The following is a 17,018-nucleotide window of genomic DNA, read 5'->3' on the forward strand; positions in this document are numbered from 1 at the left end:
AATACAATTTAATTTATATATTATACCATAAAACCTATGTAGTCGCAACTATTTCAATATTTTAGTAACTATTTAAACCTTCCCTTTCAATACACGTACGTTGACTAATAAACTAACTATTATTTCCTATACACAATATATGTCAACAAACTATAATCCACTCTTTTTATAAAAGTTAATTTTTTATAAATTTTATCATTTACTATACTTCTGTCTTAACATATTTTATTTTTATATATTCTATAGAGCTAACTTTTATATAAAATAACAATATTTACCATTCTAAACTTTTTAAAACTAAAATAATTATCAAATTTTCATCAGTTTATGTAAGCTAGATTAATTGCAATAACACGCCTTTTTTGGTAGAATTAAGGAGCAACAAAAAAATGTATAGGAGAAAAAATTTAATGCGATTGAAAAATGAAAATAATAATAAAATTTTAAAGTTTTCAATTAGAAAATTATCTCTTGGTGCAGCACCGGTTGTTATCGGGGCTTTATTTTTTGGAAGTCATGCACCGAGCGAAGCGCTTGCCAATGAAAACAACTCAAGCGTTAAGTATACTTACTTAGCTGAAAATGAATTGACCGAAGCTGAAAAAAGCTTAATCAAGAGAAGTATACCTGAAAATGTAAAAAACAACGAAACATACTACATGGTTTATAAAAAAGAAGCTAAACCTTCTACAGAAATTAAATCATTACCAAATACTGGACAAAGTTCACTACCTGTAGCTGGACTTGGAATTGGGACTGCAGTATTAGTAGTTCTTCTAATGTCGAAAAAACACAGAAACAAAGTTCTTAGCGTTGTGTTAATCGGAGCTATGGGACAAAGCATGGTTATGCCTTATCAATCATTCGCTTTCGAAAACAAAGAATTAGTACGCTACAACACACAAACAACAGTTGCTAATTCTAGTGAACTTGCGAATGGTGTAATCAACATCGATGGATATCGTTATGTTGGATATTTCACACTTAGCGATTTAGGCGGATTACCTCAACCAGAACAAAAAGTCCTACCAAAACAAACGCAACCTATCGTTGAGCCGACACAACCTCAACCAGAACCAACTCCAACACCTAAAGTTGAATATAAAACTACACCTGAAGTAGCACCTAAAACATTAGTAGAAAACAAACCTGAACTTAAATCTACTACTGAAGCTGTTCCTTTCAAAACTGTAGAACAAGCTGATGCTACTCTTCCTAAAGGGCAAACTAAAGTTGTTCAAGAAGGGGTTAACGGTGAACAAATCGTATTTAGCGAAGTGACTACTGTTGATGGTAAACAATCTAGCAAAGTTATCAAAACTTCAATTACAAAACAACCTGTAGATAAAGTAATTGCTATTGGTACTAAAGAGGAAGTTGCACCTACTCCAGTCGTTACTCCAACAACTAAAGTAACACCTACTGAAGGAGAAAAAAAACCATCTGTAAAACCTGAAGTTGTAACTTCTACAGAAGTAGTTCCATTCCAAACTATCACTCAAAATGATGCTACTTTACCTAAAGGACAAACTAAAGTTGTTCAAGAAGGGGTTAACGGGGAACGTACTATTTTAACAGAGGTAACTACTGTTGATGGTAAACAAACTAGCAAAGTACTAGAAAATACAATCACTAAACAACCTGTGAACAAAGTTATCGCTGTTGGAACTAAGGAAGAAGCAGTTTCAGCTCCTCAACCTGTTAAACCAGAGGAAACTAAACCAACTCAACCTGAAAAACCTGAAGAGACTAAACCTGAGGAAAAAGTTGATAAAACAGCATTAAAAGCTCAAATCGATAGAGCTCTTGCGCTTGTTCCTGCTGATTATTCAGCTGCAAGCTACGAAGCTCTTAAACCAATTTTAGCAGCTGCACAAAATGTCTACGCTTCTAACTCTGTAAAACAACCAGAAGTAGATAACGAGACTGCTAAACTTAAAGCTGCTATCGATGCTCTAAACGTCGACAAAACGTACTTAAACAAAACTATCGCTGATGCGAAATCAAAAACTAAAGAACACTACAGCGATGCAACTTGGGCAAATCTTCAATCTGTATTAGCTGAAGCTGAAAAAGTTACAAGCAACCCAGCAGCAAAACAAAGCGAAGTAGACCACATTAACGAAAAACTTAAAGCCGCTATTGCTGGATTAAATACAGATAAGACTGAACTTGAAAAACAACTAGCATCTGCCAACTCTAAAGTTTCTACAGACTTCAGCCCTGCAACTTGGTCTGCATTAGAAGAAGCGAAAAAAGCTGCTCAAGCGGTAGAGGATAACGCTACCGCTACTCAAGATCAAATTGATGAAGCTGCTAAAAAACTTAAAGCTGCTATCGATGCTCTTAATGTTGATAAAACAAAATTACAAGAACAAATATCAATTGCAAATACTAAACAAGAAGCTGATTATAGCCCTAAAACTTGGAATGATTTCAAAAACGCTGAAATAAAAGCCAAAGAAATCAACAACCAAACTACTCCACTTCCTAAACAAAGTGAAATAGATGCGGCTACTAAAGCTCTTCAAGACGCTATTAAGGCTCTTGCTGTAGATAAAACTGCATTACAAAATGCTATTAACACAGCTAACAGCAAACGTAAAGAAGAATACACTACTCAAACATGGAAAGCTTTAGAAGAAGCTCTTGCAGCAGCAAACCCTGTAAATGCAGATGTAGCTACTACTCAAAGCAAAGTAAATGCAGCTACTAAAAAATTAGAAGAAGCTATCAAAAACTTAGTTCCATTAACAGAAAAACCAATACTAAAATTCATAAATACTAACAAGAAAGTATTAGATAAAGAAGTGGTTGCTAAGTATTCTCTAGAAAATCCAACTAAGACAAAAATTAAATCAATCACAGCTACTCTGAAAAAAGATGGACAAGTTGTTAAGACAATCAATTTATCAGAAAACAACTTAGATGCATTATTAGATAATCTAAAATACTACCAAAAATATACTCTATCTACTACCATGGTTTACGATAGAGGTAATGGTGAAGAAACTGAAACTTTAGAAGATCAACCAATTCAATTAGATCTTAAAAAAGTTGAAATTAAAAACATTAAAGAAACAAGTTTAATAAGCGTTGATCCTGAAGGTAACGAAACTGACATCAGTCTACTTTCAGAAAAACCAGCGAATGTTGCACCACTTTACCTACGAGTTACAACTCATGATAACAAAGTGACAAGACTATCTGTTGATAAAGTTGAAGAAGTAGTTAAAGATGGAAAAACTTTATACAAAGTTACTGCAACTGCTCCTGATTTAGTTCAACACACAGATGCTTCTAAATTAGCTAATGAGTACGTTCATTACTTCGAAAAACAAAAATTAAAAGAAGGTAATGTTTACTATAACTTCAACGAACTTGTAAAAGACATGCAAGCTAACCCTACTGGAGAGTTTAAACTTGGTGCAGATCTTAATGCAGCTAATGTAAAACCTAATGGGAAATCTTATGTAACTACAACATTCAAAGGTAAATTACTAAGTAATGATGGTGGAAGATTTACTATCCATAACTTAGCACGTCCTCTATTTGGTAGAGTCGAAAATGCCCATGTTCATGATATTAACTTAGGTAATGTAGATATTAACTTACCTGGGGACAATAAAGTTGCACCTCTTGGTGAAATGTTCAAAAACTCAAATATCGAAAATATTAAGGTAACAGGTAATGTTGTAGGTAACAACGATGTTACCGGTATGGTTAACAAACTTGATGAATCAAATATGCGTAACGTTGCATTTATCGGTAAGATTAACAGTCTTGGAGATAAATCTTGGTGGTCTGGAGGTCTTGTAAGTGAAAGCTGGAGAAGTAATACAGATAGCGTTTATTTCGATGGTGATATTGTAGGTAACAACTCTAAATTCGGTGGACTTGTCGCTAAAGTTAACCACGGTGGAAACCCTAACGATTTCAAACAACGTGGTAGATTAACAAATTCATTTGTTAAAGGTACTATGACACTTAAAAACCACGGTCAAAGTGGTGGTTTAATCCACGAAAACTATGACTGGGGATGGGTTGAAAACAACGTTAGTATGATGAAAGTTACAAACGGAGAAATCATGTATGGAGCAAGTTCAGTTGACACTGGAGATTCATACTTCGGATTCGATAACTTCAAGAATAACTTTTATGTAACTGATGTAGCTACAGGATTATCTTCATACAACAAATCTAAACAAATTAAAGGTATTACTGAAGCTCAAGCATTAGAAAAATTTGCTAAAATGGGAATCACTGCTCATGAATATGCAATTAACGAACCAGTAGTTAATACACTTAACAACATCAAACCAAAAGCTGACACTTATAAAGATACAGAAGACTACAACGCTGAGCGCGAACTTGCTTACCGTAACATTGAAAAACTTCAACCGTTCTATAATAAGGAGTGGATCGTTAACCAAGGTAACAAGATTCCAGCTGGTTCTAAATTATTAACTACAGAAGTTTTATCTGTTACTGCAATGAAAGATAATGAATTCGTAACTGAACTTGGCGATGCCAACCGCATTATCGTTCACTATGCTGATAAGACAAAAGAAATCTTTAACATCTCACCTAAAGAATCTCAAGTGAAACAAGTTAAAGAATATAGTATCGCTGAACTTGGAGAAATAGTTTATACTCCTAACATCGTTGATAAAGAGCGTAGCGATTTAATTAGTGCTATCGAAAGCAAATTAAGTCCAGTAGAATTACAATCTGATCCTGTTTATCAACTTTTAGGAAGAACAGGTGGTAACAAAGTAAATGCAATTAAGGATCTTTACTTAGAAGAAAGCTTCAAGTATGTTAAAGATAACCTTAATAAATTCGTTACTAAGTTAGTTCAAAATGAAGACCATCAACTAAATACTGATGAAGCTGCTAAACGTGCATTAATTAAGAAAATTGATGACAATAAAGCTGCAGTTCTTCTTGGATTAGCTTACTTAAACCGCTACTACGGAGTTAAATTCGATAACTTTAACATTAAAGAATTAATGCTATTCAAACCTGACTTCTATGGTAAGAACGTTAGTGTCTTAGACTTCTTGATTAAAGTTGGTTCTAAAGAAAGTAACATTAAAGGTGATAGAACTTTAGAAGCTTATCGCGAAGCTATCGGTGGAACTATCGGTATAGGTGAGTTAAACAGTTTCTTAGACTATAATATGCGTCTATTCACAAGTGATACTGACTTAAACGATTGGTTCATAAAAGCAACTAAAGATAATGTATATATTGTTGAACCGAAAACTACAACACCTGAATTTGCTGATAAGAAACACAGAGCGTACGAAGGATTAAATAATGACATGCACGGTAAGATGATTCTGCCACTTCTTAACTTGAAAGATGCTCATATGTTCTTAATCTCAACATACAACACTATGGCTTACAGTTCATTCGAGAAATACGGTAAGAACACAGCAGCAGAACGTGAAGCATTCAAGAAAGAAATCGATAAAGTAGCTAAAGGTCAACAAAATTACCTAGACTTCTGGTCTCGTCTATCATTAGATAAAGTTCGTAACCAACTACTTAAGAGCAACAACATGGTACCAACACCAGTGCTAGATAACCAAAATTACAAAGGAATCAGCACAGATAAATATGGACACACTAATAGTGGTAAAGACGTAGCTCCTATCCGTGAATTATATGGACCAACAGGTCGTTACCACGCAACTGACTGGCGTATGGGAGCTGTAGCTCGTATTTACGGTAACCCTTATAAAGATGATTCTGTATTCTTCATGGTTACTGATATGATTAGTGATTTCGGTATCTCAGCGTTCACTCACGAAACTACTCACGTAAACGACCGTATGGTTTACTTAGGTGGCTCAAGACACCGTGAAGGAACTGACCTAGAGGCATTCGCACAAGGTATGTTACAATCACCTGCTGAAACAAGTCCAAATGGCGACTTTAAAGCACTTGGATTAAATATGGCCTACGAACGTCCAAACGACGGAAACCAATGGTATAACACTAATCCAAACGACCTTACATCTCGCGCGGAAATCGATCATTACATGAAAGGTTTCAACGACACATTAATGCTTCTTGATTACCTTGAAGGGGAAGCTGTAATTGAGAAACACAGTAAAGAACTAAACAACGCTTGGTTCAAGAAAGTTGCTAAGAAATTACGTAACGCTAATACGAAGAACCAATACGATGAAGTTAGAGACCTAAATGAAGAAGAAAAAGGATATGAGTTAAACTCTGTTAACGACTTAGTAGATAAAAACTTCATGACTAAACATGGTCCAGGTAATGCTATCTATGATCCAACTGGATTTGGAACTGCCTACGTAACTGTACCTATTACTGCAGCTATCTACGGAGGTAACACAAGTGAAGGTGCTCCAGGATCAATGTCATTCAAACATAACACATTCAGAATTTGGGGTTACTACGGATATGAAAAAGGATTCTTAAACTACGCTTCTAATATGTTAAAAGCAGAATCTAAAAAAGCCGGTAAAGATACTCTAGGTGATGACTTCATCATCAATAAGATTTCTGACGGTAAATTTAACAACCTAGAAGATTGGAAGAAAGCATACTTCAAAGAAGTTGTTGATAAAGCTAAAGCAGGATTTAACCCTGTTACAATCGACGGCACTACATACAGTAGCTACGAAGACTTAAAACGTGCATTTGCTGAAGCAGTTGAAAAAGATAAAGCAACTCTTAAAAATGGAGCAGTTAAATCTGACAATACTGTTGCACTTAAAGAGAAACTATACAAAAAACTTCTTCAACAAACAAACAGCTTTAAAACTTCTATCTTCAAATCATAATTTGAATAACAAAAACCTAGATTTAGAAAATTCTAAGTCTAGGTTTTTTAATATTTCAAATAGTGTCTCTTCGAACGGCGAAATTACGTAAACTACATAACCTCAAGACTCATAAAAAATTCAGGACTAATTTTCAAGTCCTGAATTACTGTTTTTATATTATTTCTACTTCTTTTCTGTATTGATCTTTAATATTTTCATCAAGAACATCATCACTGATGATAGCTGTTAGATCTTTGAGTTGGAAAAATGTGTAAAATGCATGTGTTGAAAACTTACTATGATCTGCTAGCACATAACGTTCTGTAGCATTATTAAGAATAGTCTCGTTACAACGTCCTTCTTCTTCATCTGAGATAGTCACTTTTTCTAAATCTATACCATTTACTCCCACAAACGCCTTATTAACACTTATTTTACTAAGTGCATCTTGCGTGAAATACCCTATAAATCCTTTTGTTTTTTGACGATATCTTCCCCCTATGAAGATAAGATCACAAGAAGGGTTATCTTTGAACTGTTCAAATACCGTTAATGAATTGGTTACTATATTAAGATTTTTATCTTGTAAAAATTCTGATAAGTAACTCGTTGTACTTCCAGGACCGATAAAAATAGTCTCATTATCTTTAATTAGCTCTGCTACTTTTCTTGCTATTTGTTTTTTCTCTTCAACATTTACAGAAATCTTTTTATTATAATTATCTTCTTGATAAAAGTTTTTTGGTTTTAATTTTGCTCCACCGTGAATTCTAGTAAGATGCCCATAATCTTCTAATTCTTGTAGATCACGGCGTATTGTCATTTCTGTCACTTTCATATCATGAGCAAGTTTACTTACTCGTACTAAATGTTTAGTTTTCAACTCGTCTAGTATATAACTATGTCTGTCTATTTTTAACATCTTTTCTCCACTCTCAACTTATAAATTTAACATCTATATTTTAACACTTTTTTTGAAAATATAAAACTGAAAACATAAAAAAACATGAAAACGAACGTTAATTCTAACATAAAAATAAAAAAACTAGCTACATCTAGGTTTATGCAAACCTGGAGTAACTAGTTCTCATTATTATTTTTCTTTATCTTCTTGTGTTTTTTCTTCTTTTGGTTGCTCTGTTGCTGCAACTACTCGTACATTCAACAGTCTGTCATACAGCATTATTGAATCTTTACGTTTTAGTATATATGTTTCATACAGCCAGAATAGCGCTGAAACTGGTACCGCAGCCCAACCTACTGTAACTTTAATTAAGAATTCTCTGATTAAGTATCTAGAAAATTCAATTTTCTTGTTGTCAGTAGGAACTAATCTTATTTTAAGAAGTTTTTTCCCGATTGTTTGACCCTTCCATCTTTGTGGTAAGTATCCGTATAAAAGAACCGCAAAAATAACTATTGAAATCGTCATATATAACGCGTTTCTTTCATTTTCCGCTCCACCTTGAGCTCGTAAATTCGCAGTAGTATACTGGAATACAAAAGCTATCGGCAAGTAAATAGCTAAGTCAATTAGATATGCAAAGAAACGTTTAACGATTGACGCTGATTCTCCGTTTATATCTAATATTGGTTCTTCTATTGGACCTGAAATATCACTTAATGTTGGCTTTATATTTCTGTCATTATAGCTATATGAGCTATTTTTTTTAATCTTTTTTACCATGATTCACCTAAGCTTCTAAATCAACGTTGTGGTATACTTGTTGAACATCTTCACAGTCATCAAGCATTTCTAACATTCTTTCGAATTTAGCTTTGTCTTCTTCACTTAATGTTACTTCGTTTTGAGGAATCATTGAAATCTCAGCAACTTCAAACTCTTCGATTCCAGCAGCTTTTAGAGCTTCTTGAATTTCGTGGAAGTTTTCTGGTTCACCGTATACTAATGTTAATTCATCTTCTTCGATAATATCACGAGCATCGATATCAGCTTCCATAAGGATTTCTAATAATTCATCGGCACTTTTACCTTCAACACCGATTACCGCAGTGTTGTCGAACATGTAGTTAACAGAACCAGTAACACCTAAGTTACCTCCGTTTTTACCTAATGCTGTACGTACTTCAGCAGCTGTACGGTTTACGTTGTTTGTAAGAGTATCGATGATTACCATTGTTCCACTTACACCGAAACCTTCATAACGTAATTCATCGTAGTTTTCTTCACTTCCACCTTTTGCTTTTTCAATAGCACGGTCAATAATATTTTTAGGAACACGGTAAGTTTTCGCTCTTTCTAAAACTACTTTTAGATTTCTGTTACTTTCTGGATCTGGTTCTCCAGTTTTCGCTGCTTGGTAGATTTCACGTCCAAATTTAGCATAAATCTTACTAGTGTTAGCGTCTTTTGCCGCTTTTTTTTCTTTAATATTATTCCATTTACGACCCATAGTCTTTTAATCTCTCTTTCTTTATATAAATATTTTCCATAATAGTAATTTTTCTCACCAAAAAATGGCTAGAAAGTTATTACATACCACTCTATATTACTATATTTAGCTTATTTTTTCAAGCATCGACTAAGTAATTTAGCTATCTTCTTTTGAATTTTATCTTAATATTAAATATGGTTATTTTCTAGTGGAATTTTATCCGTATTAAAAGTTTTCAACATAAAAAATTCGGCATATAAGAAAATTCTTATACACCGAATCTATTAAATAACAAATGTTATTATTTGTAGTCTGGTAATTTGTTAAATTCAGCTTCATCAACGTTTGTTAATTTAACGATCCAAGATTCTTTTGGATCAGCTGAGTTTAATACAGTTGGCTCTTCTTCAGCTTTTTTGTTGTATTCTACTACATCACCAGCTAATGGTGCGTTAACGTCTAATACAGTTTTTGATGCTTCTAAACGTAAGATAACATCATCTTTTGCTAATTTTTCATTTTTTGAAAATTCTACGAATCCTACAGTACCAACGTCATCTTGTAATTCAGCTGTTGGTCCAACAATGTAAACTCCTTCGTTCTTTTCAATCCATAAAGCTTTTGCTAATTTTTTCATTTTACAACCTTCTTTCTTTCTTTTTTATAAGTTTTCTTGAGAATCGGCGCTATAATTCAGCACTGATTTTTTTACTCAAAGGCATATTATACATTCTAAATAAAAAAAAATCAACAAAAACTTTAATTCTACAGAAATTGATTTTTAATTTCAATTAGAACTAAACTGTAAATTGACTCTAGTTTTTTTAAAAATCAACTAACAATATACTCTACATCCCCTACCCTTTAACATTCGCATTAACGGTACATATGTGATATACTTTAAGTAACAGCGCAAGGGAGGCGTATTAAAATGGGAGAGCGACATAAAAATATAAAACCTATTTATGATTTAGTTGTTAAAAAGGTATTTCGTAATGAGGAAGTAGCTTTACAATTTGTAAAAGACATTTTTGATTTACCCGCAAAAAGTGCGAAACTTATTGAAGGAAATCAAATCTTTACGGCAAATAGTAATGTAGACTCTGATTTCAATATAGCAGTTGATATTCTTGTAGAACTGGACAATCACGCACAGGTAATTATCGAAGTTCAACTAGCTAAACAGGTATTTTTCATTAATCGTGTTTGGGCTTATTTATGTAAGCAGGTAAATGACAATTTAGAAAGACTAAAGCAAAAAGAGAATGAGAAACTAGCTATTTATAAGAAGCTACCACCTGTTTATGTGGCAGCTATTGTCGATCAAAATTATTTTGATGGCGATGAGGCTATTAGTACTTTTTTAATCAAAGAAGAAACTAGAAATACTGAGTTGAAAATGTATGTAGATAATGATATTAAAGAAATGCCATTGTTAAAAATAGTATTTTTAGAACTAAAAAAATACAAAGAAAACTTGAAAAATGATTATAAGAAAATTAGATGGTTAGAATTTTTCGGGAATAAACAGTATACAAATGAACCCGATGATATTCTTATCCAAGCCGATAATTTATTAAATCTTAGAAACTGGAGTAAGGAGGAAAAACTTATGTATGATGAAGTAACAAGACAACAAGATCACTACTGGGCTTCTTTGATTTATGCTCAAGAGGAAGCGCAAGCTAAAGGTCTTGCTCAAGGGATTGAACAAGGGATTGAACAAGGGATTGAACAAGGAAAAATAACAACAATAGTGAACTTAGTAAAAGAAGGTATAATCTCAAAAGAGTTAGGGGCACAAAAATTAAATCTAAGTGAGCAGGAATTCGAACACTACTTATAGAAATCTCTTATTTAGATACAACATACGTAGTTCACTTTAATTATTCTACTAAAAAAGCAACTGAAATTGCCCTTCAGTTGCTTTTCGTATTTATATGTGAATATACTCATCCAATTCACTTATCTACTTTTTAACACGGTAATTCTTCTAATGTCAAAGGTTTACCTAGTCTATTATATTCACTTTCACTTTTTTATTAGCTACCACCTTAACTCAATATCAAATCTACCAATTCTTGTGCTTCTACTTTTCCGAAATAGTGTACTAAGTCTATACTTTCTAATGCTTCTAGTAAGTCTTCTTCCTTTACCCTTACTCCGATTAGTTTTTCCTCGACATCAGCAACATTACCTTTTCCGAAAAAGTCTCCGTAAATCTTAGCTTTTGTAATTCGTCCCGCTTCTACTTCCAGATTGAATTCGACAGTTCCAATTCCTAGACGAGCATCTCTGTTGTAATTATAACGCGGTGATTTTCCGTAATTCCAATCCCAGTTTTGATATTTTTTAGAAAGTAACTCATCGATTTCTCGCCAATCTTCTTCTGTAAGTTCATAACGTTTTATGTCTTCTAGTCTTTCACAATTAAATAGTCGACATAGGTATAAATCTTTGAAATCTACTACAGATAAATCTTTATACTCCTCATCTAAATACTCTCTAAGACCAGTAACCCTACTTCTCACCGAGTCAATTCCTTTTGATTCAATTTTCTTACGATTAGGTGTTAGTACATTAACCATCGCATCATAATCAATATCTAAAAGTAGCGTATATCCTCCGTAAATTTTTCCATTAACAAGAGTCATCGCAGCTCCGCTAACTTTCTTTCCATCGACAACAAGGTCATTTCGTCCTGTTTGTTCAACCTCACTCACACCTAAATCATGTAGGATATTTACCGCTGGTTCATAGAACTTTTTAAAATTACCATAGACATTACTATCGCCACTCATAATAAGGCAGATATTCACAGCACCTTCGTCTAAAAATACCGTTCCCCCTCCTGTATCACGTCTAACAAGGGTAATTCCGTGGGTTTTCATGTACTCATGGTTAATCTCTTTTTCTGCGTTTTGGAATAATCCTATCTGTACCTTCGGTTTGCAACAATAAGGAAATATAATATCCTCATCTAAATTCAATTTATTCAAAACATGTACTTGTATTGCTAAGGCTACTGCCCCGTCGTAAATATATTGTCCATTTCTTATTGGCTCTATTAAATACATAAGCACTCCTCATTTTTCACATTACAACACAAGCAGCTACCATTATCTAAGTTTCCCCTTACTTAACAGTAGCCGCTTCGCCTTAATAGTTTTTCATTCTTTAGTTACTATTTTCACTCTTCTATCATGGAGAGATTCTTAGTAATTTTCTTCTAATTTTCTAAATTCATCTCTAGTGTGTTGTGGCAGACTCTTACCGTAGTCCATCATAAGCACGATGTCTTTAAACGCAGCTTTTGGTATCGCTAGTCTTTCAATATCCTCCACACCTACATCTAGATTAATATCTTCCTCACGATTTTCTCGGAATTTAGCTACAAAGTCCGGTTCAGCAACAAAGACACTAGATAAACCTATCATCTCAGCATGCATAATAGCTTCACGACTTTTTTCTATACTATTAATTCCACCAGTTGCCATCAAAGGAACACGTCCTGCTAGATGTTCATGAACTACCTCATTAATCAAACGCCCTTCGTTAGGACCTTCAGCACGAACTTTATTTAGATAAATATTTTGACCCCAACTCGCTATCGCAATATAAGATAACGGCACTCTTTCTAGTATCCAATCTGTAAGTTGATTGAACTCTTCGACAGTATAACCAATTATCGCACCACGCGTTTCTTCTGGAGTCGCTCTATATCCTAGAATAAAATCTTCAGGTGCTTCATTTTTTATAACTTCATATACCTCTTCAAACACTTCAAGGATGAATCGAGCTCTATTTTCTAATGAATCTACACCATATTCATCATGGCGTTTATTCGATACTGTTGAGAAAAACGTCTGTAACATTAGTTTTTGTGCTGTTGATATTTCTACCCCTGCAAAACCTGCGCGTATCGCTCTTCTCGTAGCATCTTTGTATTTTTGTTTAATCTCATCGATCATCTCATGAGACAACTCTTCTACCTCATGTTCAAACGGAAGATGCAATTTCAACTTACTAGGACCATAAACTTTATGATTTACCCCATAGTAATTCGCACCCGCACCTGAATAAGTCAGTTGCAGAATAGCCTTTGCTCCAGCGTCCTGCATAGCATTCGCCATCTTAGTGAGTCCTGGAATACAGCTATCATCATGTGCTCCGAAACCAAACTCGAACAACTGCCCATCAACATCGACATAAGCCGCACCAGTTACTTGTAGCGGCGCCGACTTCGCACGTCTTAAAGCATAATCCAAATCCTCTTTTGTTATAATTCCATCTTTTGTAGAAGAATTAGTCGTCATCGGTGATAGTACGAACCTATTTTCTAACTGAACACCGTTTGCTAGTTTTATGGGAGTTAATAATTTTTCCATAAACTCACACCTCTTTTACATAGTTTGTATAACTAGCTTAAGATTAAATCTACTAATTCTTTAGCTTCTACATTTCCGAAGTAGTGAGTTAAATCAACGCTTCCTAATGCTTCTAGTAAGTCTTCTTCTTTTACTCTTACTCCGATAAGTTTTTCTTCTACGTCACGTACGTTACCTTTACCGAAGAAGTCTCCGTAAATTTTCGCTTTTGTAATACGTCCTTCTTCAACTTCTAAGCTGAAATCAACTGTTCCAATCGCAAGGTGAGCATCACGGTTGTAGTTGTAACGTGGTGATTTTCCGTAGTTCCAATCCCAGTTACGGTATTTTTCATCTGCTAATTTTTCAATTGCAGCCCAGTCTTCATCAGTAAGTTCATATCTTTTCGCATCTTTAATATCTTCGATTCCCATTAATCCGCAGATAATTAAGTTTTTGAACTCATCGATTGTTACGTTTTGGTATTCAGGTTTTAATAGTTCACGCATACCCATTACACGTGCTCTTACTGATTCAATACCTTTTGATTCGATTTTTTTACGGTTTGGAGTTAAAGCATTAACCATCGCTTCGTAGTTTACATCAAGAAGTAATGAATATCCTCCGTAGATTTTACCACGAACTAATGTCATCGCAGCTCCACTTACTTTTTTACCACGAGCAGTTAAGTCATTACGACCTCTTTGTTCAACTTCTGTAGCTCCTAAGCTGTGAAGTACATCTACTGCTGGTTGATAGAATTTTTTGTAGTTTCCATATACATCAGTATCCCCAGGCATTAAGAAACATACGTTAACAGCACCGTTATCAACGTACACAGCTCCACCACCTGTATCACGACGAACTAGGATAATATCTTTTTCTTTCATGTAGTCGTGGTTTACTTCAGTTTCAGCATTTTGGAATAATCCGATTTCTACTTTTGGTTCGCAGTAATATGGGAAGATTACAGTCTCATCGATATCGATGTTGTTAAGCACGTAAACTTGCATCGCCATTACTAGCGCTCCATCTGGTAAATATTTTCCGTTTCTAATTGGTTCTATTAAATACATAATTCTTTCTCCTTTATTTGTTAATTTTTGTTAATGTATTTTTTTAGCTAATATTAAATTATATCGCGCGAAATTTATGCGCATTGTACTATGTTTAGAGTTATCTAATAGAAATTCTAATCCACACTATTTTTCCAACAACTCTTCAACTTTTAAAGTTAAGTCCTTACTATTTTGGTTAAACCACAATACTCTAGAAGCAATTCTTTCTGGGAATTGATATTTCTTCTGATTCATAGTAACCATTAAAGCATCTGGATTTTTATCAAGTTCTCTATAAAATGGATATTTTATAAACTGAGGTGTCGTAAACCCTACTCCTATTTCGATAAACAATGTTTTCTTATCACGATTATTTTCTAAAAATTCATTGTATTTATCAAGATGTTCGAAAAAAATTGGATCTTCTACCATTCCTTTTTCAGCATTACGCTTATTGACCTCAAGCGGCGCTCCACATTCTGGACAAAGTGGAATAGATCTATAGTCAACTTCCATATTTTCCTGTTCCACAGCCAGTTTACGCATTAAAGCTTCATCTTGGTAAGTCTTCGCATGGCAATGCTTACTGCACTGCATAAGTCCATACTTCCCTTGAATATGGAATACTTTATCCATATCATAACCCGCAACATCAAAAGCATTATCGGCATTTGTCGTAATGATATGATAATTTTTATCCTTTAGGATATTTTTTAATGCTAAATAACTCGCACCTACAGGTTGATCAAAGTAATTTAGCAAGACGAAACGACTTTGAAATGCCCAATATTCCTGTGAACTTGGAAAGTCAAACAGACTCGCCTGTAACATGTCTAAAAACTTATATTTTTCCACAAAGTCTTTAAAGTTACTCGTAAATCTCTCTCCAATATAAGTAAAACCATCCGCAGCTGACATTCCAGCTCCTATTCCTATGACTATCGCCTCAGCTTCTTCTATTAGCTGTGCTAGTTTTTCGGCATTGTTTTCTTCTAACTCTATCGCCTTCCAAGTCATTAATTTTTCTCCTCTTTTTCCATTAGCTCTTTAGCTAAAATCTCAATAATATTTTTTCTTCTTTCTATCGTTGGTACTAAAGGTATACACATCAACTCTTCTAATTCGAATTCCGTAGCTAAGTTTTTAAGTTTTTCTATCACCGTTTCCTTCGTACCCCAGACTAAACGTGTTCTGTTTTTTTCTACTTTTTCTATATCCGCTTCTGTAAACTCGTACTCTTTCGCTGTTTGGATACCTGGGAATCTGTCAAACTCTGTAAATTCTTTCTTACCAAGAAGCCAGACATCCAAGCAGCGTACTAAGTCTTTTGCCTCCTGTTCATCTTCCCCTATCGCAATAAATACCGCAACCACATCTTGTGGTGTTTTTTGTTGCTTGCGCATTTTAGCACGATAAGTATTTAAGCATCTTTTAGCCGTTTCTATATAATCTACAGCCTGATTAAAGAATAGACCATACACGTAGTTTTGTCCTAGCTCCGCGGCTAGATTCGCACTCTTTTCACTAGTAGATAATAACCACATCGGACTTACCTTCGCTTCCGGTGGTTGAACTAATGTTTCAGTTCCTGTAAGAAGTTCTAGTAATTCTCTACAGCTATCATTGTACTCTTCTCTTGTTATAGGTGTCGTATCCATCAACGTCTGAACTGCTTTGGTTCCAGGATTATTCCCTATCCCAAGATTTACCCTATTTGGATATAGAGCACTTAGAAGTTTGATCCATTCGCTAATTTTATACGGTGAATAGTGAGGAATCATTATTCCTCCTGAACCTATTTGTATCTTTTCTGTATTTTGAAGAAGGTGCAACATTAATAATTCCGGACTACTACTAGCCAGTGCCGGCACCTGATGATGCTCAGCCATCCAAAAACGACTATAACCTAACTCTTCAGCTAGGCGAGCCAGTTCAGTACTCTCTTCTATAGCTTCTATTGCACTCTTTTCTTCATCTACAATAGCATAATCTAAAATACTAAGTTTCATATTATTATCCTCTTATGTTTTACATTTATTTTATAATCAGGTCTGACTCGAAAATCATGATTTCGAAGAAATCGATTTTTCCGTGTCATCCCTCTTCTTACATTTTTATTATGATTTACATAATTCTTAATACTTATTTTTTTATAAGGCTAGTAAAAAATTTATCTATTCTTAAATTCATTTTCACCTTTTTATTCGTCTAATAATCTGATATAATAAATTGTAAGAAAACCTTTTCTGAAACTACAAACTTATTATAACACATTTTCAGTAAAAGTACAGGCACCTAGCACCACTAGTTTAAATTTTTTATAAAAAAATTATGGTGATTTAATCTATTTAACTTTTATAGATTTACATAAATAAAAGAGAAGTTACTGCA

Annotated in this window: 11 protein-coding genes; 2 read left to right on the forward strand and 9 right to left on the reverse strand. The window is 34.1% G+C overall.

The annotated features are described in order from the left end of the window. Window positions 1-410 precede the first annotated feature (410 nt). Complete coding sequence (locus tag O3801_RS06155; protein ID WP_371454414.1) at window positions 411-6,824, forward strand: ZmpA/ZmpB/ZmpC family metallo-endopeptidase; 6,414 nt, start codon at window positions 411-413, stop codon at window positions 6,822-6,824. A 154-nt stretch (window positions 6,825-6,978) separates the two neighbouring features. Here O3801_RS06155 and O3801_RS06160 read toward each other — a convergent pair whose 3' ends face one another. The 4 genes from O3801_RS06160 to O3801_RS06175 all read right to left on the reverse strand — a co-directional run bounded on the left by O3801_RS06160 (window position 6,979) and on the right by O3801_RS06175 (window position 9,839). Further along, window positions 6,979-7,728 (reverse strand): DeoR/GlpR family DNA-binding transcription regulator, encoded by a 750-nt coding sequence (locus tag O3801_RS06160; RefSeq protein ID WP_294683387.1) that lies wholly within the window; start codon window positions 7,726-7,728, stop codon window positions 6,979-6,981. A 171-nt stretch (window positions 7,729-7,899) separates the two neighbouring features. Then, entirely contained in the window at window positions 7,900-8,493 is a 594-nt protein-coding gene (locus O3801_RS06165; protein ID WP_294683386.1) for an RDD family protein, read from the reverse strand. Window positions 8,494-8,500: 7 nt separating this feature from the next. Next, window positions 8,501-9,220 (reverse strand): YebC/PmpR family DNA-binding transcriptional regulator, encoded by a 720-nt coding sequence (locus O3801_RS06170; protein ID WP_003144482.1) that lies wholly within the window; start codon window positions 9,218-9,220, stop codon window positions 8,501-8,503. Between the two features lie 283 nt (window positions 9,221-9,503). After that, on the reverse strand, window positions 9,504-9,839 hold the full coding sequence (locus O3801_RS06175) for a glycine cleavage system H family protein (protein ID WP_060914166.1): 336 nt from the start codon (window positions 9,837-9,839) through the stop codon (window positions 9,504-9,506). Window positions 9,840-10,133: 294 nt separating this feature from the next. On the opposite strand from O3801_RS06175, the gene O3801_RS06180 reads away from it, so the two are divergent. After that, the gene (locus O3801_RS06180) at window positions 10,134-11,048 is read left to right on the forward strand and encodes an Rpn family recombination-promoting nuclease/putative transposase (RefSeq protein ID WP_371454415.1); all 915 of its coding nucleotides are present in this window, start codon (window positions 10,134-10,136) and stop codon (window positions 11,046-11,048) included. Between the two features lie 208 nt (window positions 11,049-11,256). On the opposite strand, the gene lplA (O3801_RS06185) is transcribed toward O3801_RS06180, so the two are convergent. From lplA (O3801_RS06185) to O3801_RS06205, 5 genes are all read right to left on the reverse strand, one after another. Then, window positions 11,257-12,279 (reverse strand): lipoate--protein ligase, encoded by a 1,023-nt coding sequence (lplA, locus tag O3801_RS06185; RefSeq protein ID WP_294683384.1) that lies wholly within the window; start codon window positions 12,277-12,279, stop codon window positions 11,257-11,259. Between the two features lie 138 nt (window positions 12,280-12,417). Continuing rightward, on the reverse strand, window positions 12,418-13,590 hold the full coding sequence (locus O3801_RS06190; protein ID WP_294683383.1) for an NADH-dependent flavin oxidoreductase: 1,173 nt from the start codon (window positions 13,588-13,590) through the stop codon (window positions 12,418-12,420). Window positions 13,591-13,622: 32 nt separating this feature from the next. Continuing rightward, window positions 13,623-14,645, reverse strand: coding sequence for a lipoate--protein ligase (gene lplA / locus O3801_RS06195; RefSeq protein WP_294683382.1), 1,023 nt, complete (start codon window positions 14,643-14,645; stop codon window positions 13,623-13,625). A gap of 126 nt (window positions 14,646-14,771) precedes the next feature. Then, on the reverse strand, window positions 14,772-15,644 hold the full coding sequence (locus O3801_RS06200) for an SIR2 family NAD-dependent protein deacylase (RefSeq protein ID WP_294683381.1): 873 nt from the start codon (window positions 15,642-15,644) through the stop codon (window positions 14,772-14,774). Continuing rightward, on the reverse strand, window positions 15,644-16,636 hold the full coding sequence (locus O3801_RS06205) for an MsnO8 family LLM class oxidoreductase (RefSeq protein WP_371454416.1): 993 nt from the start codon (window positions 16,634-16,636) through the stop codon (window positions 15,644-15,646). Before O3801_RS06205 ends, O3801_RS06200 begins: the two co-directional genes overlap by 1 nt. Between the last annotated feature and the right edge of the window lie 382 nt (window positions 16,637-17,018).

Source organism: Gemella sp. 27098_8_149, assembly GCF_041433745.1.
In the GTDB taxonomy this organism is placed as follows: domain Bacteria; phylum Bacillota; class Bacilli; order Staphylococcales; family Gemellaceae; genus Gemella.

Bases quoted from the DNA above. Each gene is read 5' to 3' on its own strand.
- lplA (WP_294683384.1), bottom strand. From the start codon at position 12,279: ATGTATTTAATAGAGCCAATAAGAAATGGACAATATATTTACGACGGG.
- O3801_RS06170 (WP_003144482.1), bottom strand. From the start codon at position 9,220: ATGGGTCGTAAATGGAATAATATTAAAGAAAAAAAAGCGGCAAAAGAC.
- O3801_RS06200 (WP_294683381.1), bottom strand. From the start codon at position 15,644: ATGACTTGGAAGGCGATAGAGTTAGAAGAAAACAATGCCGAAAAACTA.
- O3801_RS06175 (WP_060914166.1), bottom strand. From the start codon at position 9,839: ATGAAAAAATTAGCAAAAGCTTTATGGATTGAAAAGAACGAAGGAGTT.
- O3801_RS06155 (WP_371454414.1), top strand. From the start codon at position 411: ATGCGATTGAAAAATGAAAATAATAATAAAATTTTAAAGTTTTCAATT.
- lplA (WP_294683382.1), bottom strand. From the start codon at position 14,645: ATGTATTTAATAGAACCAATTAGAAACGGAAAATATTTACCAGATGGA.
- O3801_RS06160 (WP_294683387.1), bottom strand. From the start codon at position 7,728: ATGTTAAAAATAGACAGACATAGTTATATACTAGACGAGTTGAAAACT.
- O3801_RS06205 (WP_371454416.1), bottom strand. From the start codon at position 16,636: ATGAAACTTAGTATTTTAGATTATGCTATTGTAGATGAAGAAAAGAGT.
- O3801_RS06190 (WP_294683383.1), bottom strand. From the start codon at position 13,590: ATGGAAAAATTATTAACTCCCATAAAACTAGCAAACGGTGTTCAGTTA.
- O3801_RS06180 (WP_371454415.1), top strand. From the start codon at position 10,134: ATGGGAGAGCGACATAAAAATATAAAACCTATTTATGATTTAGTTGTT.
- O3801_RS06165 (WP_294683386.1), bottom strand. From the start codon at position 8,493: ATGGTAAAAAAGATTAAAAAAAATAGCTCATATAGCTATAATGACAGA.